Origin of the sequence: Mycoplasma sp. 1232 (assembly GCF_034863345.1) — a bacterium.
Lineage (GTDB): Bacteria > Bacillota_I > Bacilli_A > Mycoplasmatales > Metamycoplasmataceae > Mycoplasmopsis.
The window spans coordinates 75,009-94,970 of record NZ_JAYFFB010000001.1; the positions used below are offsets into that span (position 1 = coordinate 75,009).

The 19,962-nt window shown below is 27.7% G+C and carries 20 protein-coding genes and 2 other RNA genes; 15 read left to right on the forward strand and 7 right to left on the reverse strand.

Translation table 4 applies throughout. The features are described 5' to 3' along the window. Nucleotides 1–230: 230 nt before the first annotated feature. The 9 genes from dnaE to VBM88_RS00255 all read left to right on the forward strand — a co-directional run bounded on the left by dnaE (nucleotide 231) and on the right by VBM88_RS00255 (nucleotide 9,981). Nucleotides 231–3,146 (forward strand): DNA polymerase III subunit alpha, encoded by a 2,916-nt coding sequence (dnaE, locus tag VBM88_RS00215; protein ID WP_323680152.1) that lies wholly within the window; start codon nucleotides 231–233, stop codon nucleotides 3,144–3,146. After that, entirely contained in the window at nucleotides 3,139–4,050 is a 912-nt protein-coding gene (locus tag VBM88_RS00220; RefSeq protein ID WP_323680153.1) for a 5'-3' exonuclease, read from the forward strand. The genes dnaE and VBM88_RS00220 overlap by 8 nt, the downstream gene beginning before the upstream one ends. Continuing rightward, the gene (locus VBM88_RS00225; protein ID WP_323680154.1) at nucleotides 4,031–4,594 is read left to right on the forward strand and encodes a hypothetical protein; all 564 of its coding nucleotides are present in this window, start codon (nucleotides 4,031–4,033) and stop codon (nucleotides 4,592–4,594) included. The genes VBM88_RS00220 and VBM88_RS00225 overlap by 20 nt, the downstream gene beginning before the upstream one ends. 59 nt (nucleotides 4,595–4,653) lie before the next feature. Beyond that, entirely contained in the window at nucleotides 4,654–5,616 is a 963-nt protein-coding gene (locus tag VBM88_RS00230; RefSeq protein ID WP_323176557.1) for a hypothetical protein, read from the forward strand. 15 nt (nucleotides 5,617–5,631) lie between these two features. Beyond that, complete coding sequence (locus VBM88_RS00235; protein ID WP_323680155.1) at nucleotides 5,632–6,540, forward strand: hypothetical protein; 909 nt, start codon at nucleotides 5,632–5,634, stop codon at nucleotides 6,538–6,540. 7 nt (nucleotides 6,541–6,547) lie between these two features. Then, nucleotides 6,548–7,396, forward strand: a complete 849-nt coding sequence (gene fmt / locus VBM88_RS00240; protein ID WP_323176555.1) for a methionyl-tRNA formyltransferase — start codon at nucleotides 6,548–6,550, stop codon at nucleotides 7,394–7,396. Nucleotides 7,397–7,469: 73 nt separating this feature from the next. Then, nucleotides 7,470–8,342: a cytidine deaminase gene (cdd, locus tag VBM88_RS00245; protein ID WP_323176554.1), complete on the forward strand. Its 873-nt coding sequence runs from the start codon at nucleotides 7,470–7,472 to the stop codon at nucleotides 8,340–8,342. A gap of 2 nt (nucleotides 8,343–8,344) precedes the next feature. Further along, a complete protein-coding gene (gene era, locus VBM88_RS00250; protein WP_323176553.1) occupies nucleotides 8,345–9,226 on the forward strand; it encodes a GTPase Era in 882 nt (293 codons plus the stop codon). Nucleotides 9,227–9,390: 164 nt separating this feature from the next. Continuing rightward, nucleotides 9,391–9,981, forward strand: coding sequence for an FMN-dependent NADH-azoreductase (locus VBM88_RS00255; RefSeq protein ID WP_323176552.1), 591 nt, complete (start codon nucleotides 9,391–9,393; stop codon nucleotides 9,979–9,981). Between the two features lie 61 nt (nucleotides 9,982–10,042). Here the strand turns inward: VBM88_RS00255 and rnpB are convergent. Continuing rightward, nucleotides 10,043–10,320, reverse strand: an RNA gene (rnpB, locus tag VBM88_RS00260) — RNase P RNA component class B. A gap of 153 nt (nucleotides 10,321–10,473) precedes the next feature. Here rnpB and VBM88_RS00265 point away from each other — a divergent pair. Further along, nucleotides 10,474–11,121 carry a chromate transporter gene (locus VBM88_RS00265; protein WP_323176551.1) on the forward strand — a complete coding sequence of 216 codons (648 nt, stop codon included), beginning with the start codon at nucleotides 10,474–10,476 and terminating at the stop codon, nucleotides 11,119–11,121. After that, a complete protein-coding gene (locus VBM88_RS00270; protein WP_323176550.1) occupies nucleotides 11,121–11,774 on the forward strand; it encodes a chromate transporter in 654 nt (217 codons plus the stop codon). The genes VBM88_RS00265 and VBM88_RS00270 overlap by 1 nt, the downstream gene beginning before the upstream one ends. Before the next feature lie 57 nt (nucleotides 11,775–11,831). Here the strand turns inward: VBM88_RS00270 and VBM88_RS00275 are convergent, their stop codons facing one another. Together VBM88_RS00275 and VBM88_RS00280 are read right to left on the reverse strand one after the other, a co-directional pair. Further along, nucleotides 11,832–12,737, reverse strand: coding sequence for an SPFH domain-containing protein (locus VBM88_RS00275; protein WP_323680156.1), 906 nt, complete (start codon nucleotides 12,735–12,737; stop codon nucleotides 11,832–11,834). 172 nt (nucleotides 12,738–12,909) lie between these two features. Further along, nucleotides 12,910–14,781, reverse strand: a complete 1,872-nt coding sequence (locus VBM88_RS00280; protein WP_323176548.1) for a ribonuclease J — start codon at nucleotides 14,779–14,781, stop codon at nucleotides 12,910–12,912. 219 nt (nucleotides 14,782–15,000) lie between these two features. Here VBM88_RS00280 and VBM88_RS00285 point away from each other — a divergent pair, with 219 nt between their 5' ends. From VBM88_RS00285 to ffs, 3 genes are all read left to right on the forward strand, one after another. Then, nucleotides 15,001–16,278, forward strand: a complete 1,278-nt coding sequence (locus tag VBM88_RS00285) for a hypothetical protein (RefSeq protein ID WP_323176547.1) — start codon at nucleotides 15,001–15,003, stop codon at nucleotides 16,276–16,278. 1 nt (nucleotide 16,279) lies between these two features. Continuing rightward, the gene (locus VBM88_RS00290) at nucleotides 16,280–16,990 is read left to right on the forward strand and encodes a pseudouridine synthase (RefSeq protein WP_323176546.1); all 711 of its coding nucleotides are present in this window, start codon (nucleotides 16,280–16,282) and stop codon (nucleotides 16,988–16,990) included. Nucleotides 16,991–17,005: 15 nt separating this feature from the next. Next, nucleotides 17,006–17,100, forward strand: an RNA gene (gene ffs / locus VBM88_RS00295) — signal recognition particle sRNA small type. A gap of 129 nt (nucleotides 17,101–17,229) precedes the next feature. Here ffs and rplL read toward each other — a convergent pair. Together rplL and rplJ are read right to left on the reverse strand one after the other, a co-directional pair. After that, nucleotides 17,230–17,601, reverse strand: a complete 372-nt coding sequence (gene rplL, locus VBM88_RS00300; protein ID WP_257088781.1) for a 50S ribosomal protein L7/L12 — start codon at nucleotides 17,599–17,601, stop codon at nucleotides 17,230–17,232. A gap of 31 nt (nucleotides 17,602–17,632) precedes the next feature. Continuing rightward, nucleotides 17,633–18,130 carry a 50S ribosomal protein L10 gene (gene rplJ / locus VBM88_RS00305; protein WP_257088783.1) on the reverse strand — a complete coding sequence of 166 codons (498 nt, stop codon included), beginning with the start codon at nucleotides 18,128–18,130 and terminating at the stop codon, nucleotides 17,633–17,635. Nucleotides 18,131–18,586: 456 nt separating this feature from the next. Here rplJ and VBM88_RS00310 point away from each other — a divergent pair, with 456 nt between their 5' ends. Continuing rightward, on the forward strand, nucleotides 18,587–19,240 hold the full coding sequence (locus VBM88_RS00310; RefSeq protein WP_323680157.1) for a hypothetical protein: 654 nt from the start codon (nucleotides 18,587–18,589) through the stop codon (nucleotides 19,238–19,240). A gap of 120 nt (nucleotides 19,241–19,360) precedes the next feature. Here the strand turns inward: VBM88_RS00310 and rplT are convergent, their stop codons facing one another. Both rplT and rpmI read right to left on the reverse strand, forming a co-directional pair. Then, nucleotides 19,361–19,711: a 50S ribosomal protein L20 gene (gene rplT / locus VBM88_RS00315; protein WP_257088787.1), complete on the reverse strand. Its 351-nt coding sequence runs from the start codon at nucleotides 19,709–19,711 to the stop codon at nucleotides 19,361–19,363. A gap of 62 nt (nucleotides 19,712–19,773) precedes the next feature. After that, complete coding sequence (rpmI, locus tag VBM88_RS00320) at nucleotides 19,774–19,962, reverse strand: 50S ribosomal protein L35 (protein WP_257088789.1); 189 nt, start codon at nucleotides 19,960–19,962, stop codon at nucleotides 19,774–19,776.

Sequence of the window (19,962 nt, forward strand, 5' to 3'; positions counted from 1 at the left end):
TGTCTATAGCTCCTTATTAGTTGCAATATCTTATTTATTTGTAATTTTTCATAAAAAACTCTATTTTTTATATTTTTTTACATATTGTCCTTCTAAAACTGAAAAAATGATTTTTACAGTGTCACAAAATAGGGTGATTAACGAAATTTTTATGAATTTAGTAGATATATTCAATTAAAAAAAATCAGCTATTTTCTGTTAGTTTGATAAAAGAAAAATATAATTTAAATATGAAAAAAATATATCTTCACACAAATACTGAATATTCATTTTTAAACTCTGCTATCAGAGTTGAAAAACTCATTAAATTAGCAGTTGAAAATAATTTAGAATTCTTACCTTTAACAGATAAAGAAAACTTATATGCATTGCAATATTATTGAGATATGCAAGATAAGTTTAATATCAAACCACTTATTGGTATTGAACTTGATTTGTCAGAAGGATTTACTGTTATTGTATTAGCTAAAAACAATGATGGATATGCTTTTATTAATCAACTTATTTATGCTAAATCTGAAGGCAAAGTAGTTTCATACAATCAACTTGATAATTCAGATATTTTCATTATTGATCATCAATACCTAGGACACAGATCTAAAGGTATTGAAGTTGATAAATATTTAAGTAATTTTTATTTAAATAATAAAACTCCACTTGAATATCAAACTGTCTATGCACCAGCTAAAAAAGTTTTAAATTTTGAAGATAACGAAATCCTCAGAGTTATTCAAAAAATTGGTTCAATTAACGAAGAAATTCAAACATATAATGAATATTTAGATGAAGAAGATTGACAAGATCTTCACGAAGATGTATATAAAAATATTTTATACATTGCACAAAATTGCAATGTTTATAAACCTAATAATTCAATTAAATTGGCTAAATTTTCAGACAATGCAACAGCAGAATTTAAAAAATTATTAATTAATGATAGAACTAAAGAACTTATTTACAAATTCGGTGAAGATGTTGTTGTAAATAGAGTTAATTATGAGATTTCTGTTATTGCTAAATTAGGTTTTATTAACTACTTTTTGATTATTCAAGATGCAATTGCTTGAGCTAAGAAAAATAAAATTGAAGTAGGACCTGGTAGAGGTAGTGCTTCTGGATCAATTATTTCTTATATATTAGGAATCACAGATATTAATCCACTTGAATTTGGATTGCTATTTGAACGTTTCTTAAATATTGACAGAGTTTCTCTTCCTGATATTGATATTGATATTCAAGATAACAGAAGAAATGAAGTTTTAGAATACATTAAAAATAAATATGGAGGAGAAAATGTTGCTCTAATTACGACATTTCAAACTTTAGCACTAAAAAACAGCATCAGAGATGTTGCAAGATACTTAGATGTACCACTTTCAGAAGTTGAAAAAATTTGTAATGCAATTAAGTCAACTGACTTAAGTCTTGTTGATGCTTATGAAACTAATCCAAAATATAGATCATATGTAGATAAATATCCTAACTTACACGAGTATGCTTCAAAAATTGAGGGGTTACCAAGACAAATCGGAACACACCCTGCTGGTATTATTGTTTGTGATCAACAAATTAATAAACTTATTCCCACAATTTACAATAATGGATTAATTCAACAAGTTCAATTTACATTAAACCATTTAGAAAAATATGGTCTTATTAAAATTGACTTTTTAGCACTTAAGAACTTAACTATTCTTAAAGAAATTGAAGATTTATTAGAACCTGAACAGACTTTTGAAAAAGTCATAGGAGATAGTTATTCAGTTCAATTAGAAGATAAAACTAAAAAATTACTTAATAACACACATACAAATGGAATTTTTCAACTTGAATCAATAGGAATGCAAAGAACAATCAAGGAAGTTAAAATTGATTCATTTGATGATATCTATGCAATTGTGTCGTTGTTTAGACCTGGTCCAATGGAATTTATTGGTACATATGGTAAAAATAAACAAAACCAAAACAGAATCGAAACAATTCATCCACTATATGACCAAATTGTCAAACCTACATTTGGAATTATTGTTTACCAAGAGCAAATTATGCAAATTGCACAGCAAGTTGCAAATATGTCTTTTGCTCAAGCTGATTTACTTAGAAGAGCAATTTCTAAAAAAGATGAAAAGCTATTACATAGCTATAAAGCTGAATTTTTCGAAGGTGGATTGCAAAACAATATTTCTATAGACTTATTAGAAAGAATTTATTCAAATATTGAAAAATTCGCTGCTTATGGATTTAATAAATCTCACGCTGTTGCTTATTCATTAATTTCATATAAGTTAGCTTTCTATAAAGCAAACTATCCACTTATTTTCTATAAAGTGTTAATTTCAAATTCATCTTCAGACCAGCAAAATATCAAAAAATACACCGTTGAAGCTAGTGAACAAGATATAAAAGTTCAATCACCCGAAATTAACAATTCATCAAATATCGTTGAAATTGTTGATAATGAACTTTATTTACCATTCAATATGATTAAAGGAATTGGTGAAAGTGCTGTTGAAAAAATACTTGAAGAAAGAAATCAAAATGGTCAATACGAAAACTTTATAGTTTCGTATCTTAGATTAAGAAATTTAGGAAATGTAACTGAGTCAAATATTGAAACACTTATCAAAGCTAATGCATTTAGAGAATTTTATGGAATGCAAACTTTATTAAATGGACTAATCATTTGCAAGCAACTTAATGATTTATTTGTCGCTTCATATAAGAAAATTGAAGGTGACAAAAAACAACAACTCCAAGAGTTTATTAAAATGCAAAATATTGAGCAAATTGAATTTGAACTCATACCAAGTGATTTAAATGAACAAATTCAATATGAATCTCAATTATTAGGAAGCATTTATAACTTAAATTCAAATATTTCAAACAAACACAATACATTAACATTAGATCAGCTTACAGATCAATATGAGTGAATTGAAGTTATGTTAACCAAAGTGACTAAGGATGCTAAAGGTAGACCTAGATTATCAGTAACAGATTCAACAAAATCTGTAACAGTTTTTGGTTTTAATAATAGAGCTATTGAAATTCTTAATGATACAAGACCTAGAAAAATGTTGATTTTAATCAAAATTAGCAAAGGATTTTATAACTTTAGTGATTGAAAAGAGGTAGATAATGGATAAGAAAAACTTACATTTATTAGTTGATGGAAACTACTTAAGTTTTCAATCATTTTATGCAACATATTATGGAAATCCTAATGACATTTTAAGAACTTCAACAGGTTTCCCTACTAATGCAATCAACTTATTCTTCCATCAACTTCTTAAAATATTCAACAAATTTAATCCAACACACATTTTTATAGCTTTTGATAGTCAGGGAAAAACTTTCAGACACGAAGCTTTTGATGAATACAAAAGTGGTAGAGCTTCAGCTCCATCTGAATTATTTGTTCAAATGGACAAAATTAAAGAAATGTTAACTCTTTTAGAAATTCCTTGAAAAGAGCAAACTGGTTATGAAGCTGACGATTTAATCGGAACTTATGTTAAAAATGTTGCTCAAGGAGAAGAGAAAATTATCTTTTCAAAAGACAGAGACTTACATCAATTAATTGATAAACACACATCAGTTATTATTAAGAGACCTAAAAAAAATAAATTTGATTTATTAACATTAGACATTTATCCTGAAGAATATGGAATTTATCCAAATCAAGTTCCTGATTATAAAGGTTTAGCAGGAGATAGCAGCGATAACTTACCAGGTATTAAAGGTATTGGAGAAAAAACTGCTATCAGTATTCTTGATAAATACAAAAGTTTCATTAATTTATATGAACAAAAAGATACTTGAACTGATAATTTTACAAAATCAATTATTACAAAATTAGAATCCGGATATGAACAAGGCCTATTCTGTTATAAAATGGCTCAGTTATATATAAATGTTCCAGATTTTAATAAATCAAAAGATAACTACTTATTAAAACTTAATATACAAAATGCAATGTCTATTCTTGATGAACTTGAATTAGTTAGATTAAAAGAAAGTATGCTAAATTATGATAGCAATAGTAGGTAGAATTTGCTCTGGTAAAACTTACTTTTTAAATACTGCAAGAGAATTAGGTTATAAAACATTAAATCTTGATGAATTTGTAGATGGTTTATATGAAAAAAATACTGATTTTATCGACAAAATTAACAATAAAATCGGTAGTTTTTTAATCAAAAATAATCAAGTTTGAAAACCGTTTATTAAGCAATGGGTAAGTTTAAATCCAAATAACTTAAAAATACTTGAAAAGTATGTTTTTGAAGTAATTTTTGAGCACCTTAAATCAAATCAGTACGATTTTGTAGAAATACCAATTTTATATACAAAAATAGTCGATTTTTCAATCTTTTTCTCTACGGTCTATCATATGCAAATAGATGAAGAAAATAGGTCAAAATTCTTAAAAATTAGGGGTGTGGATAACTTCACAAATGAAATTTTAGACAACCAAAACAACTACAATTGAGACACAAAAGATTTTTTTAGGTCAAAAAAGGTTGTGCATATCCCTATTAATATTAGAGATAGTAAGGAAAAAATAAAAGAATTTTTGGAGCTAAAAAAATAAGTAAGTAAAATTAGAGTACCAAAAATTTCAAACACAAGAAAAAACAGGAGGAAGCACCGATGATTTATCAATATTTCGCAGTTGAAAAAGTTAACGAAATAACAATGGAGGACCTTAGTAATTTACGTGAATTTTACGGTCCATTTTTAGGTGCTGACCCTGTTTTTCTTTACCAATATTTATTAGATATTGTTAAAGATAGCAAATACAAAAGAAGTAGCTATGATTTTTTAACTCTAACTACATTCTTAAATATGCACGAAAACAGATTAAATCAAGCTAGATTACAACTTGAAGCCGTTGGTTTAATTGATACTTTGAGAGATGATGAACAAAAAATCACTATCTTTAGTATTCAAAAACCACTTAATGCAGCTGGTATTAAAAATAACCATTTAATTTCAGAAATGTTGAAATCTAAAATTGGTGATACATACTTCAAAATTAAAGTTAATAATAGATTGAAAAAATCAAACATCATTGAAACACCACACATCCAAGATGTTTCAGCAAGTTTCTTTGATGTATTTAATAATGAGAATGAGCAAGCTCAATATCCAAATAATGAATTTGTTGACAATTTAATTAATTTAGGTAAATTAAGACAACAAAATGCCGATTTTGCACCAGTAGATTTTTCTATGTTAGAGCCTATTAGCTTATTAAACGAATATAAGTATTCAAATAAATATGAAGCTTTAATTAAATTAAGCACAAGAGATTTCTATAAATCAATTTCATATGGTTTTAGAAATGAAAAAATTGAAAACAAATTAGATGAATGAATCAGTAAATTTGCTGATTCAAAAATCATTAACTATGTTTTATATATTTCTAAAGAAAAATCTTCAACTCCTAACGAGTGATTTAAACATGCAAACTCAATGATGGTTGAAATTAAAAATGCAGGTCTTATGAGATTTGACACAATCGAAACTTATTTTGATGGAAAATTTAAAGATCAAAAAGAACAAAAAATTTTCCATGAAAAAGAAGCTTTTAAGAATGCTCTTAAACATTAATTGGAGACTTAATTAATGACAAAGAATAATCAAAATCTTGATTGAAGAATTTTTCTAGATAAAAACTTGAAAATAGATCCTGCACAGATTATTGCTGATATTAAGAAAAAAGAAATATTAGTACAACTAATTGATGAATTAAATATCTCAGATAAGGAAATTTGAGATTATTTTGTTCATTTAATTGATTACTATAAACAAAGAACTATCGATAAAAATCTACCTATTAGAAATTATTTTTTAAGAGATGAAAATGGTAAATTGCAGTTAGTCAGAAAAATAGCAAATAATGATGAAGGTAGAAAATTAAGATTAGAAAATCACTTAATTTTCACAGACATCAGTGAACCGATTAATGATGAAGTTATTGAAAATGTAGTTATAAATGATGATGACTATATTGACTTACACAAGTATGTAGAAGAGTTAAAAGTAAAATTAAAAGAACACAATGAACTGTCAATGAAGGGTCTTTTAATTTCTGGAGTAAGAAAATCTCAAAGAAGTAATTTACTTTCAAGAATCGCAAACTCTTTTGCATTAGATAACAAAACTGTTGCTTACATCAATATAAACGATTTAGACCAAGAAATCAAAAGAACATTTGATAAGAAAAACTCAAATGACATTGATTTTATTAAAAAACAGCTTAGTGAAGTTGATTTGTTAGTTTTAGATGAAATTGGACTTAAAAACTTAAGTATTTGATTCTGAGATTCAGTAATTATGGAAATTTTAGAACAAAGATCAATCAATAATAAAATTACTTTCTTTGGAACATACTTTACATCTGAAAAAATGTTTACACACTTAAAAGAAATTAATGAAAATAGTAAATCAACGACTAAATTAACCGAACAAATGCTTACTAAAATTGTTGAAGTTATGAGAGAGCTAATTTACAAGGAAATCACAATCGGATAGGAGAAAAATGAATAAAACAAAAATTTTATTAGCAGGAACACCGGAGTTCTCGGTTCCTATTTTTGAAGAAGTTATCAAAAACTTTGACGTTGTAGGAATTGTTTCGCAACCTGATAAACCAGCAAATAGAGGTTATGCACTTTTACCTACTCCTACAAAATTATTAGCTCAAAAATATAACATTAGACTTTTTCAACCTGAAAAAATCGGACAAATTTATGACGAACTTAAAGAATTAGATTTTGATATCTTACTAACTTGTGCTTTTGGTCAATATGTTCCTGAAAAAGTTTTAGCACTTCCAAAATTAGCTTCAATTAATATTCACGGTTCACTGTTACCTAAATATAGAGGTGCTGCGCCTATTCAATATTCACTTCTTTATGGAGATAAAGAAACCGGACTTTCATTAATGTATATGACAAAACAAATGGATGCAGGTAACATTATTAAAATGGTTTCAATTCCAATTGAAGACACAGACACATCTGATACATTGTTTGTAAAATTATCAAAATTAGCTACTGAAAATATCACAAAATGACTTGTAGACTACGTTAAAGGTGATTTTGAGGAAATTGTTCAAGATGAAGATAAAGTCGTTTTGAGTCCAAAATTATTAAAAGAAGATGCACTCTTAACAAGTGATTTAACAGTTGAACAAGCATTTAATAAAATCAGAGCATTCTCATCTAACCCGGGTGCTTATGTTATTTTAGATAACAAAAGAGTCAAAATTTATTATGCTGCAAAACACAAAGTTCCAAATGGATTACCACTTCAATTCACTGATGGAAAACTATGAGCAGTTGATTATCAATTTGAAACTAAAAAACGTGTTAAATTAAATTACTAAACTTGATTAATTTCAAGTTTTTTTATTTTCTTCAACTAAATATGTTTACATATTTCAAGTATAATTATAAAGTATGAAAAAGGTAAAAGTATCATTAACTATTAATTCGAAAATCAAAGATGCAATTATTTTCGAAAAAGAAATGAAGCAGATTATCAAAAATTTTGCAGAATACTTCGGTATCAAAAAACAAATAATTGTTGATGTTTCTTTAGTTTCTCCTCAAAAAATTAAGAGATTAAACAAAGAATACAGAAACAAAGATTATGTAACTGACATCCTTTCATTTGGATTTGATGATAGTTCTATGTATGATGAACTTCCATTTATTCATCTTGGAGAGTTAGTTATTTGTTGAAACAAAGTTGTAAGACAAGCAAAATATTTTGGACACTCAATTAAAAGAGAATTCTGCTACTTATTCACTCACGGATTAGTCCACTTAGCTGGATATGACCATGAAATTGAAGAAGAAAGAATTCAAATGAATAAAATAGTTGATGATATTTTTAATCCTTTAAAAATAACAAGAAAAGAAGGAAAAGACATGACATTTGAAAAATTAAAAGATTTACTTAAATACTCTTATGTACCATATTCAAAATTCCCAGTAGCTGCAATTTTAGTTGCTGAAGATGGAAAAGAATACTACGGAGTTAACGTTGAAAACGCTGCTTATCCATCAGGTTTATGTGCTGAAAGAAGTGCTATGTTTGGTTCAGTAGCATACGGTGGAAAAGTTGGAAAATTTAAAGAAATTCACATTATTAGTGGAAAAAATGAAATCATTAGTCCTTGTGCTGGATGTAGACAAGTTATGACTGAATTTATGCCTCTTGATGCAAAAGTTTACCAATACAGTAATGATGGAAAACAATTAAGAGTTAACACAGTTGAAGAAATAGTTCCATACAGCATTAGAGCTGAAGAAATTACAATTAAATAATTATGAAAATATGTTTTGCAAGTATTTTAGGAAGACCAAACGTAGGTAAAAGTAGTCTTCTTAATGCTATTATCGGCTACAATGTTGCAATTGTTACTAATGTAGCTCAAACAACCAGAGACCAAATTACAGGTATCTATACAGAAAATGATTTACAAATCATTTTCATTGATACACCTGGTATCCATAAACCACAAAATAAACTTGGAGAAGCTTTAAACAAAAACGCTTATGATGCAACCAAAGACATAGATGTTCTTTTATTCTTATCACCTGCTGATGAGGCAATTGGCAAAGGTGATGAAATGATTTTAGAAAAAATCAAGCACGTAAAAAACAAGATTGCTGTTATTTCTAAGATTGACAAAATTAAAAAAGATCCTCAAAAGCTACTTGATAAAATCAAAGAGCTTAAAGAACACGGTTTTGAAACAATTATGTCTACTGATGTAAACGATCCTAAATCAATTAGTGCTTTAATTACTGAAATTGAAAAATACGCTTACGATGGTGAAGCTCAATATGATCCTGAATACATCACAGACAAATCTATGCGTTTTATAGCGAAAGAAATCATTCGTGAATCTGCAATTAATGAACTTTATGAAGAGCTACCTCACTCAATTGCTGTGGAAGTTCTAGAATTTGAAGAATCTGAAGATAGATTAGATATTGATGCAATTATCTATGTTAAAAAAGCTTCTCAAAAAGGTATGGTTATAGGTAAAAACGGTGAAAAAATCAAAAAAATAGGTACAGTTGCTAGAAAGAAAATTGCGCATCAATTCGATATTCCTACATCATTAACTTTAAAAGTTAAGATAGCTAAAAAATGAATCGATGATGCAGATGCACTTGAAAAATTTGGTTACTCTACTAAATAATTTTTACAGTTGGTATTTGTTAATTAATACCAACTTTTTATATTATTTTTGTGTTTTATCATACCTATTATTAAAAGTTTGCTAAAATATACTAATATAAAAAGTGATTTTTTAAGCTAAAAAATAACTAAATATTAACTTTTTATAAAATTTAAGGGGGAAATATGAAAAAAGTATTAATTTTAGATGGAAATCTTTTACAAAATGAAAAATCATACTCAACTAACATTTTAAATTACATTGAAGAAGCACTTAAATCAAAAGAAAATGCATTAATCGAAAGAGTGGACTTATCAACTACAAAGCTAAATGAACATTTTTTAACTAAGCAAACATTTACTACTTATTACACAGATGTTGAGTCAGATAGATGAATTCAAAAACTTAAAGAAACTGATTTATTAATCATTTCAAACCCAATGATTAACTTTGGACCTAGTGTCATAGTTAAAAATTTCATCGATGCTATTTCAGTTGCTAATAAAACATTTAGTTACAAATACTCAAAGCAAGGTGACGCAATTCCTTTATTAACTAACTTAAATACAGTTATAGTTTCAACTCAAGGTGCACCACAGGGTTGATACACTTGAGGTAATCACTCTGATTGATTAAAAGGAACATTTAAATTCTTAACAGGTAATGATTCAAAAGAAATTAAATACTTTGGAACAAAAGTTTCTCCAATTAATCAAACTGAACCAAATCACGTTGATGAACACATCAAAGAACAAGTAAATCAAATATTTAACTAATCCATCATTTGGTGGATTTTTTATATTAAATAAAAAAACATTCAGTTGCCTGAATGCTTGCATCTATAAGCCGTGTTCTGTCTAGGTCGACAATTTATCTAATGACTTAATGTCACTCCATTATTTTATTCAGTTCTAAAATAATGATTCCTCTACCAAAATTTGAGTTTCTAACTCGTGGAGTTTACCCGTTTCATATTTCTCGTCTCTGTGGCACTAGTCGTTTATACACATAATGCATAACCTAAGCTTATTTGGCTTAGCACGATCACTACCATCATCGCAGATGGTGTTAGCACGGACTTTCCTCTACATAAAATGCAGCTGTCGACTGATGCAAATATATAATAGCATTTTATTTATTTTATAGTCATAAAAATCTTAAAAATTCTTAAATTCGTCTAAATTAATGAGAAAAATCATTAAACTTTTTATTATTGTTTAGTTATTTTGAAAAAACTATAAAATATTGCTAAATAAATAGGAGACATAATGAATAAAAACAATAAAAAAGTTAGTTTTTGAGAATTATTTTGATTTATTATCAAAGTTACTTTTATTGGATTCGGTGGAGGTAATGCTCTTTTACCAGTTATTAAAAAAGAAGCAGTTGATAATAAAAAATGAATAACTAACGAAGAAATGGATGATATTGTAATTGTTACAAATATGCTTCCAGGTGCTTCGGTTATTCAAACAATTTCATATATATCTATAAGTCTTTTAGGTAAATTCAAGGGAACATTAGTTACTTTATTAGGAATATTACCTCACGTAATATTTGCATTTATTTTCTTAGTTATCTTGACTAAATACATACCTAGCGAGTACTTAAAAATAATTTCAGTCGGTGTACTTGTTTCAATTATTGCTTTTTTGATTGCATTTGCACAAAGATATATAAAGCAATCTAAACAATCACTCAAATTACCAGTCTGATTAATTATTATGCTCTTTTCAATCTGTATTTCCTTGTTTGTTCCATCACCTTACAATTTACCAATTTTCTCAATTGTAATTATCTTATTTGTCTTTGCTGTAGTGTTTTTAGTAAATAAAAAGCACTTTATCAATAAGCAATCATTAAATAAATCACTTGAGGAAAATGGGATTACCTTCATTAAAAAAGGAGGTAAATAATGCTACTTACTGCTTTATTAGTTTGCTTACCTCTTTTAATTTTAATTTCGCTTTCAATCTTTGGTGGTGGTCAAGTTTTTATGCCAATATTCCAATGATTGTGAAACTTTTTAGCACAAGTTTTTGGTGCAAATATTGATGAAAATGCAATCAATAATGTGTTTGCAATTTCAAATACTACACCTGGTGTTGTGTCAACTAAATTCGCCTTTTTCACAGGTTACCTAGTTGCATCTGGTCAATGATGAGGTTATATAGCAGTTTTCTTAACTTATGTAATTTTCTGCTTACCAGCTATTATCGTTATGGTAATTGCAATGAAGTATATTAAAAAATTTAAAACTAATACTTTCATTGCTAATATGTTAATCATTATGAAACCAATTGTTTCAGGAATAATTATTGCTCTTGCGATTCAATTATTCATCTCTATTTATGTACCTGAAATTTTCTTTAATTCATCTTCTAAAGGTTATGCAGGATGGACAAGCAATAATTATTTTGTGGGATACAAAAATATTCTGTTAAAAATCTATGTACCAATAGGTATTTTAGGTTCATATTACTTAGCTAAAAGAAGAATTTCTTTATTCTGAATTATTCTTATAAATATAGCAATTTCACTTATTTTATTTGCTCCTTATGCTGGATAATTAAAATCAAAAAACGAACAGTGTTTTTTTAATGATTACACTGTTCGTTTTTAATTTCTATTTGTTTCCTTTAGCTTCTTCTCTAGAAGGTAAATCTAAAACTTCTTTTGCAACTGACATTGATTTAGCAACATCTGCTAAGTTAGGTGGAATGATGATTTTTGTAGCATGACCATTTGCAAGTTTTTCTAATTGTTCGATACTTTGTAATTGTAAATATTCAGTCGAAATGTTTGCAGTTGTAATAAGTTCAATTGCTTGTTTTTTACCTGTTGCTCTTTCAATCATACTTTCTTTTTCTGCTTTCGCACGTAAGATTGTACTTTCATATTCCCCTTGCGCTCTAAGAATTTTACTTTCTTTTTCAGCGCTAGCTTCAAGTATTTGAGCTCTCTTGATACGTTCAGCTTGCATTTGTTTTGTCATAGCTTCTTGAACTTCTTTTGGTGGAATAATGTTTTGAATTTCAATTCTTTTTACTTTAATTCCTCAAGCATCTGAAGCTTCATCTAAGATTTTAGTTAACTTAGCGTTAATAATTTCTCTAGATGTTAATGCTTCATCAAGTTCAAGTTCCCCGATTAAGTTTCTAAGTGTTGTTGATGTTAAAAACTCAATAGCTAAAAATGGATCTTCAGCTCCATAAGCAAATAATTTTGGATCAAAGATTTTTAAATATACTGTTGTGTCCACTTGAATAGTAGCGTTATCTTTTGTAATAACGTGTTGAGCAGGGTAGTCAAAAACTTTTTCCTTAAAGTTATTTTTAACTCTGATTTTATCAATGTAAGGAGCCATAAAATTTACACCCTTAGTCATTGTTTTCTTGTATTTACCAAGTCTTTCAACAATGCAGAAGTTAGTTTCGCTAACAATTCTCACTGAAAGACAACTTGTAATCACAAGCATTACTACAGCAAGCACTGCAACAATTATAATCACAGCAATAATAATACCTGACATATAACCTCCTTAATAATTTGGTTATTTTAATTATACTCCTTTGATTTTACTACCTTATATTATTTGAAAAGTTTGCTTAAAAATATGAAAAATTTACATAAAAATTTAGGATTTTACTTTTGCAAAATAAAAAGCACATAGAGTGTTTATCCATGTGCTCAAGTGTTATTGGTTAAATTTCATCTTCTTCATCAATTTCTAATTCATCGTTTTCAACTTCACCAAAAATTGATTCTTTAACCTTAAGTAATTGTTTCTTCAGTGATTTGCTTAAATTCTTTGTTGTAGGATCATTTAATTGTTCATCAATATCTATCTGTTTACCGAAGTTAAGTTTAACTTTAGCTAATTTTTCATCAGTCGGTTCGTCAAGGAACATAATTGTAGGAATAATAATAGGATTTCTACGTTTTTCCTTGTAGAATAATGTACTTAATCTATCTTGAATTAATTTTTCCAAATCTTTAACAGATCATTCTGGATTATTTTTAATGTAGTATAGAACTGCACCGTGAGCAACTCTCCTTGTTTCTTCAATTAATTGTTTTGAAGTTTTTACAAAGAAGCTTCCTCTTGTTACGATTTGAGGTCTATTAACGATAGCATTTTTGTTTCTATCAATTAAGAAAACAATATTAACAAATCCACTATCTTTAAGTTTTGCTCTTTCTTGAAGCATTTTTTCTGAAATGTTTAAAACTGTGTTTCCATCAATGTAAATAGGTCCAAAGTTAATCGTTTTATTAGTTGGCTTAATAACGTTATTGTACATTTCAAACACTTGACCTTTTTTAGGTATTAAAACATTTTTAGGATTAACTCCATTTTTAATAGCTGTTTGTCCGTGAACCAAACACATTCTGTAGTCACCGTGGTATGGAAGGAAATATTTAGGTCTAGTTAATTTAAAGATTTTATCATGCTCTCACTCATAAGCGTGACCTGATGTATGTAAGTAACCATCAACACCATTTTCTTTAATAATTGCACCTAATTTATAAAGTCTGTTTGTAAGTAACTCAACGACCATTCTGTTTCCAGGGATTGGACTTGATGAGAAAATAACCATATCACCTTTTACAATTTTAATTGTCGCATGCTTACCATAACTCATTCTAGATAATGCAGCAAGTTCTTCACCTTGAGAACCTGTTGTTAAAACAACAAGGTCTGAATCTTTAATGTTAGGCAAGTCTTTTTTATCAACAATCACACCATTCGGAACATTGATGTAACCTAATTTTCTACCAATTTTAATCCCTTGGATCATTGAACGACCGAATGGAATAACTTTTTTACCTAATTTAGCAGCAAGTTCAATAATAACTTTAACTCTTGTTAAGTTAGAAGCAAATGAAGTAATAATAATTTTTCTTTTTGCAGCACGCATATGACGTTCTAAGTCAGTTAAGATATCTGATTCACTAGGTGAATGCTCAGGTCTCATAGCATTAGTTGAATCTGATAAAAGAACTGTAAGTCCCTCTTTACCAATTTCATCTAATCTTGCAAAGTCTGTATAGTTTCCGATTGGTGTATAGTCAAATCTAAAGTCTCCTGTACACATAAGTGAACCGTTTGGGGTAGTTAATCTAACACCAAATGCATCCGGAATTGAGTGTTGAGCGGTTCAAAAGTCAGCTCTACATCCATTTGCAAACTTATAAACATCTGATTTATTGATTTCAATAAAATCAATTTTTCTTGTAATTTTGTGCTCTTCAAATTTAAGTTTTAAATATTGAATTGCAATTCTTGGAGCAAAAATCTTTTTGATTTTTGTTTGTTTAACTAAATAAACAACACCACCAATGTGATCTTCATGTCCGTGTGTAATGAATAAACCTTCAATTATTTTTCCAGGTTGATTTAAGTATGAATAGTCAGGAATAATACCTTTAACACCAGTGTTGTAAGTGTCTGCAAATTTAATCCCTGAGTCAATTAAGAAAATATGGTTCATATGTTCTACAACTAATGTGGATTTACCAATTTCTTCAACGCCACCTAAACCAAATATGTAAGTCGGTTGTTTCTCTCTCATATTACCTCCAAAATATGAATAAATAATGTAATTTTTAATCAAATTATTTAAATAAAATAATGTTAAATACATATAAATATGTATTTGCTTGCTATATTATAAACTATTATTAGTTTATATCATGACAATATCGAATTTTATTATAAAAATAAGTGTTTTAAGATAGTGAACTCTAAAAATAAATATAAAATTTAATTAACACTATTAATAAGGAGAAAAATGTATAAATTCGGTAACCTAAATATCCAACTTAAGGATGTGAATTCAATATTAAAACACAGCAAAATTAATGAAATTATTAAAAAAGTTAACAGTATTCATAACAACTTAGTTTTAAATTTTCAAAACACTGACGATGAAGAAACTAATGTGCTTAAGTATATTGATGATAATCTTGAATTTAACTTAGAGTTAATTAAAGCTAAAGTTGAATTTTTAAAATCTAGCAAAGTAGATACATTAGTTGTGATTGCTGATGGAGAATCATATTTAACTACTAAAGCGATTTATGATTTTATTTTTAATAATTATTTAAATAATAAACCTGATTTTAATATTATCTTTACACAAAACAACATTTCTCCTGAAGTTTTAACAAATCAACTTTCTTCATTAATAGGGCAAAAATTTGCTATCTATTACATTTCAAAGAGTGCGATTTCTATTGAAAGCTCTGTTTCATTTAGAGAATATAGAAAACTACTTGAAGCTAACTTAAAAAAAATCGATAGTATTGAAATGCTAAATGCACTTATTACAGTTGCAAGCACTGAAGCAGATAATATACTTAATAAGATGGCTAAAATTCATAATTATTTATTCTTGAAATTACCTACAAACATACCTGAAAGATATGTTTCAATATTTGATCCATCATCATTATTTGTACTTGAATTCTTGAATTTTAATTCAAGAGAATTAATCGAGACATTTGTCTCAATTATTGAAAAGACCTTGAACACACCAATAAAAGAAAATATTGTGTTCCTTACAGCTATTTTTAGATACATTTTTGCAAGATACAATAACAAGACTGTTGAAGTTGTTAATGATAATGATTTTATATTAGATTCCTTTGTTGAATACATTTGTTCATTATATAACTCAAGTGAAAATAAAGAAAAAAAAGGTTATTTAACAATTAAGGATTCTGTTAATAATACAAATAGTTTGGATAGTGATTTTTCAATCACAACAAATATTGTATTTAACAATAAAAAATACAACTTAAATCAAGACAATAAAAAATTCGATCAGCTAGGTCTCCTAGGCACAAAAGGTGAAAATCAACCTAATTTTAATATCAAAAATAATGCATTTGACAATGATGATTTAATTATTGAATTTGATGAAATTTCAATCAATAATTTGGCTCATTTATTTGCTTTCTTCCAGTTTGTTGCAATCTTATCTTCATTGTTATTTGGAGTTGACCCATTATCTCAACCAGGGGTAGAAGTTTATAAACACAACATTTATAATGCTTTACTAAAATAATATGACCAGATTAGATAAATGACTTTCATTTAACTTAAACATCAGTAGAACTGATGCTAAAAAGTTAATTTCCTCTAAAAGAATTAAAGTTGATAACAAAGTGGTTAAATCAATTATTAATATAATTAATGAAGAAGTTTGTTTGGATGATAAATTAATTGTTCCTAAACAAGAATTTATTTATGTTTTACTAAACAAACCTGCTCACTACGTTTGTGCAAATTACGATAACTTAAATAAAACTGTTTTTGAATTATTAGATGAAAACATTAACTCATATAAAGATATTCATACAGTGGGAAGATTAGACAAAGACACTACAGGACTACTATTAATAACAAATGATGGACAATTAACTCACGATTTGCTTTCACCTAAAAAACATGTTGAGAAAACTTACTACGTTGAAGTTGATAACAAAATTCACCAAAACTTAATAACTGAATTCGAAAAAGGTTTTGATATAGGAGATAATGAAATAGTCTTACCTTCAAAACTTCAAATTCTTTCAGATAATTCTGCAAATCTTACAATAAATGAAGGTAAGTACCATCAAGTTAAAAGAATGTTTAAACATTTTGATTTAACAGTGACTAAATTACAAAGAATTTCATTTGCTTTCTTGGATATTAAAAAGGAAACACTACAAGAAGGTCAGTTTAGATATTTAAATGAAGATGAAATTTTAAAATTAAAAAATAGAGAATATTAAAAAATGGTGTTATAATATTTAAGCCATCAGAACAGTAACCCACTAACCTGGTCAGGACAGAAATGTAGCAGCCACATGAGGAAGTGCTGTGTCTGGTGGTTTTGTTTAGATATTTTTAAAGAGAGTCTCACGTACAGCCATGAGCTCTCACTTTTTTTATAGTTAATGAGATAAAAAAGAAAAACCTTACAGATTTTGTAAGGTTTTTTAATTATAAATTTGAATTAATTGAAGTTATATTATTCAACTGAAACATCTGCACCAGCTTCAACTAAAGCTGCTCTAATTTGTTCAGCTTCTTCTGGTTTAATGTTTTCTTTAACAACAGCTGGTAATGTGTCAACGATTTTCTTAGCATCCATTAAAGCAACACCTAATAAGTCTTTAACAACTTTAATGATTGCAACTTTTTTACCGTTGTCAGCTTTTAAAACAACTTTAACGCTTGTTTTTTCTTCTGAACCACCTTCAGCAGGAGCTGCAGCAACAGCGACAGCAGCTGTAGGGTCGATTCCGAATTCTTCTTTCATAGCGTCTACAAGTTCCATAACTTCTTTAATTGACATTTCTTTTAATGATTCGATGAATGTTTCTTTTGTTAATTTAGCCATAATATGTTTCCTTTCAAACTAAATATTTTTATTATTCTGTTTTACCTTCACTTACTAATTTAAGTGATAATGAAATTTGTTGTAATGGTGCCATCATTGAACGTGCAAGAATTCCAAGTGCTTCTTCGTATGTTGGAAGAGTAGCAACTTCTTTAACACCTGCAGCGTTGATAACTTTACCTTCAAATGTTCCAGCTTTTACAACTAATAATTTGTGAGTTTTAGCATATTTTGTAAGTAATTTAGCTGCTGACATATCGTCATTGTTTGAGAATGCGAAAATGTTTGGACCAACTAAGTATTCTGCTAAGTCAGCAAATCCTGTTTGTTGTGCTGCTAAGTTGAATAAACGGTTTTTGTAAACTTTGATGTCAACACCAAGTTTTTTAGCTTCTTTTCTGAAATCTTCTAATTCAGAAACTGTTAAACCACGGTATTCAGCAAAAGCAACAGCTTTAGAGTTTTGAATTTTATCAACAATTTCTAAAACAACTTCTTTTTTAGCTGCTTTTAATTTTGATTCTGACATACTTGTGCCTCCCTTCAAAATCTATTACGCAATACAATTTGAACAGGAATGAGATACACTCGGTAACAAATTAAGTATAAGCATTTATACAGTTACTGTCTATATGTATTGCTTTTATATTATATAGCATAACTTAAAAATTAGAATAATACTTTTGATACTTTTATACCTATAGCATAGTAATAAAAGTATTTTTATGAAATAAAATTAAATTTTTAATTTTCTAATGTTATTGGTAAATTTTGCTAATCAAAAAAATTGTAATTTTCCTATTTTTCACATTTTGTGAAAATTTCAGCTATTTCTTTTTGTTTTTAAATTTTGTCTTTATAATTCATTTACAGCAATCAGAAATTAATCAATTTCTATCGTTGTTTTTATTTCAAATTTAGATTCATAAAATGCATAATTTAATGCACTATTAACAATAAATTTATATAGATACAAGGAGACAATATGAGCAAAAACAAACACGTTATTATTTTAATCAATGGTAAAAGACGTAGTGGAAAAGGTTTATTAAGTAATGAACTTTCAAAACAATTAAAACCTCAATTTGAAGATAACACACACATTTTATCTTTTGCACAACCAATTAAACAAATTACTCAACCTATCTTAGATGAAATTAATTGAAATGGTCAAGACAAAGAAATTGTTAGACCACTTTGGATCGCTATGGGGGAAGTTGGAAGAAACATCGATACAAACATTTGATGTTCAAGAGTTTTTGAAAAAATTAAATCAATTGCTAGCGAATCTTCTAAAGCAGGTAAAAGCAGTTTATTTATCATTGACGACTTACGTTTCCCTAATGAGTTAGAATACTTCAAAGGAAACATTAATTCAGTTAGAGAAATGGTTTCACCTGATGATGAAGTTAAAATTGTTTCAATCAGAATTGAAAAATACTTTGACCCTGAAAAATTTGTTAAAGGTGTTGATGACAACTCAACTGAAACAAGTTTTGATAAATTAGTAAACATTAGTTTCGATCATATTGTTCCTCAAAATACATTAATAGATTGAGAATGAAAACCAATCTTTGCTAATGTTGATGTTACAGCTAAAAGTATCATTAGAAACTTTGTTGACAAACCTCAAAGTTAATTTATATAGCTTATATACTATCTCGGATGTTTATTCTGAGATTTTATTTTGCAATTTTAAGACATCAAAAAAAGCAAAATAAAAACACATCCATTCGGATGTGTGAATAGCAATTTAAAATTAAGCTTGTTTTGCAATATCAACTAAAACTGCAAATGTTTTTGGTTCGTTGATAGCTAATTCTGAAAGCATTTTACGGTTAATTGTTACACCTGCTCTTTTTAAACCGTTAATAAATCTTGAGTAACTCATTCCTTCTGCTCTAACTGCAGCGTTGATACGAGCGATTCATAATTTACGGAAGTTTCTTTTAACTTGTTTACGGTCTCTGAAAGCGTATGTTCAAGATTTTACAACTGCTTGTTTAGCAACTTTGTAACCGATTGATTTGTGTCCAAAATATCCCTTAGCTAATTTTATTCATTTTTTACGTCTTGCTCTTGTAACTGTTCCACCTTTAACTCTTGCCATAATTTAATTCCTTTCTTAAATAATGTTAATTATTATCTTGTTTATGAATTAACTTAACAAGATTAGATTAAAGCTTTAAATCTTTTAAGGTCTGATTTAGACATAAGAGCAGCTTTACGTGAGTGACGTTTTTGTTTTGTAGTTTTGTTTTGTGCTAAGTGTGAACGGTAAGCTTGTTCTCTTAAGATTTTACCTGTTCCTGTAACTTTAATACGTTTTTTTAACGCACTTTTAGTTTTCATTTTTGGCAT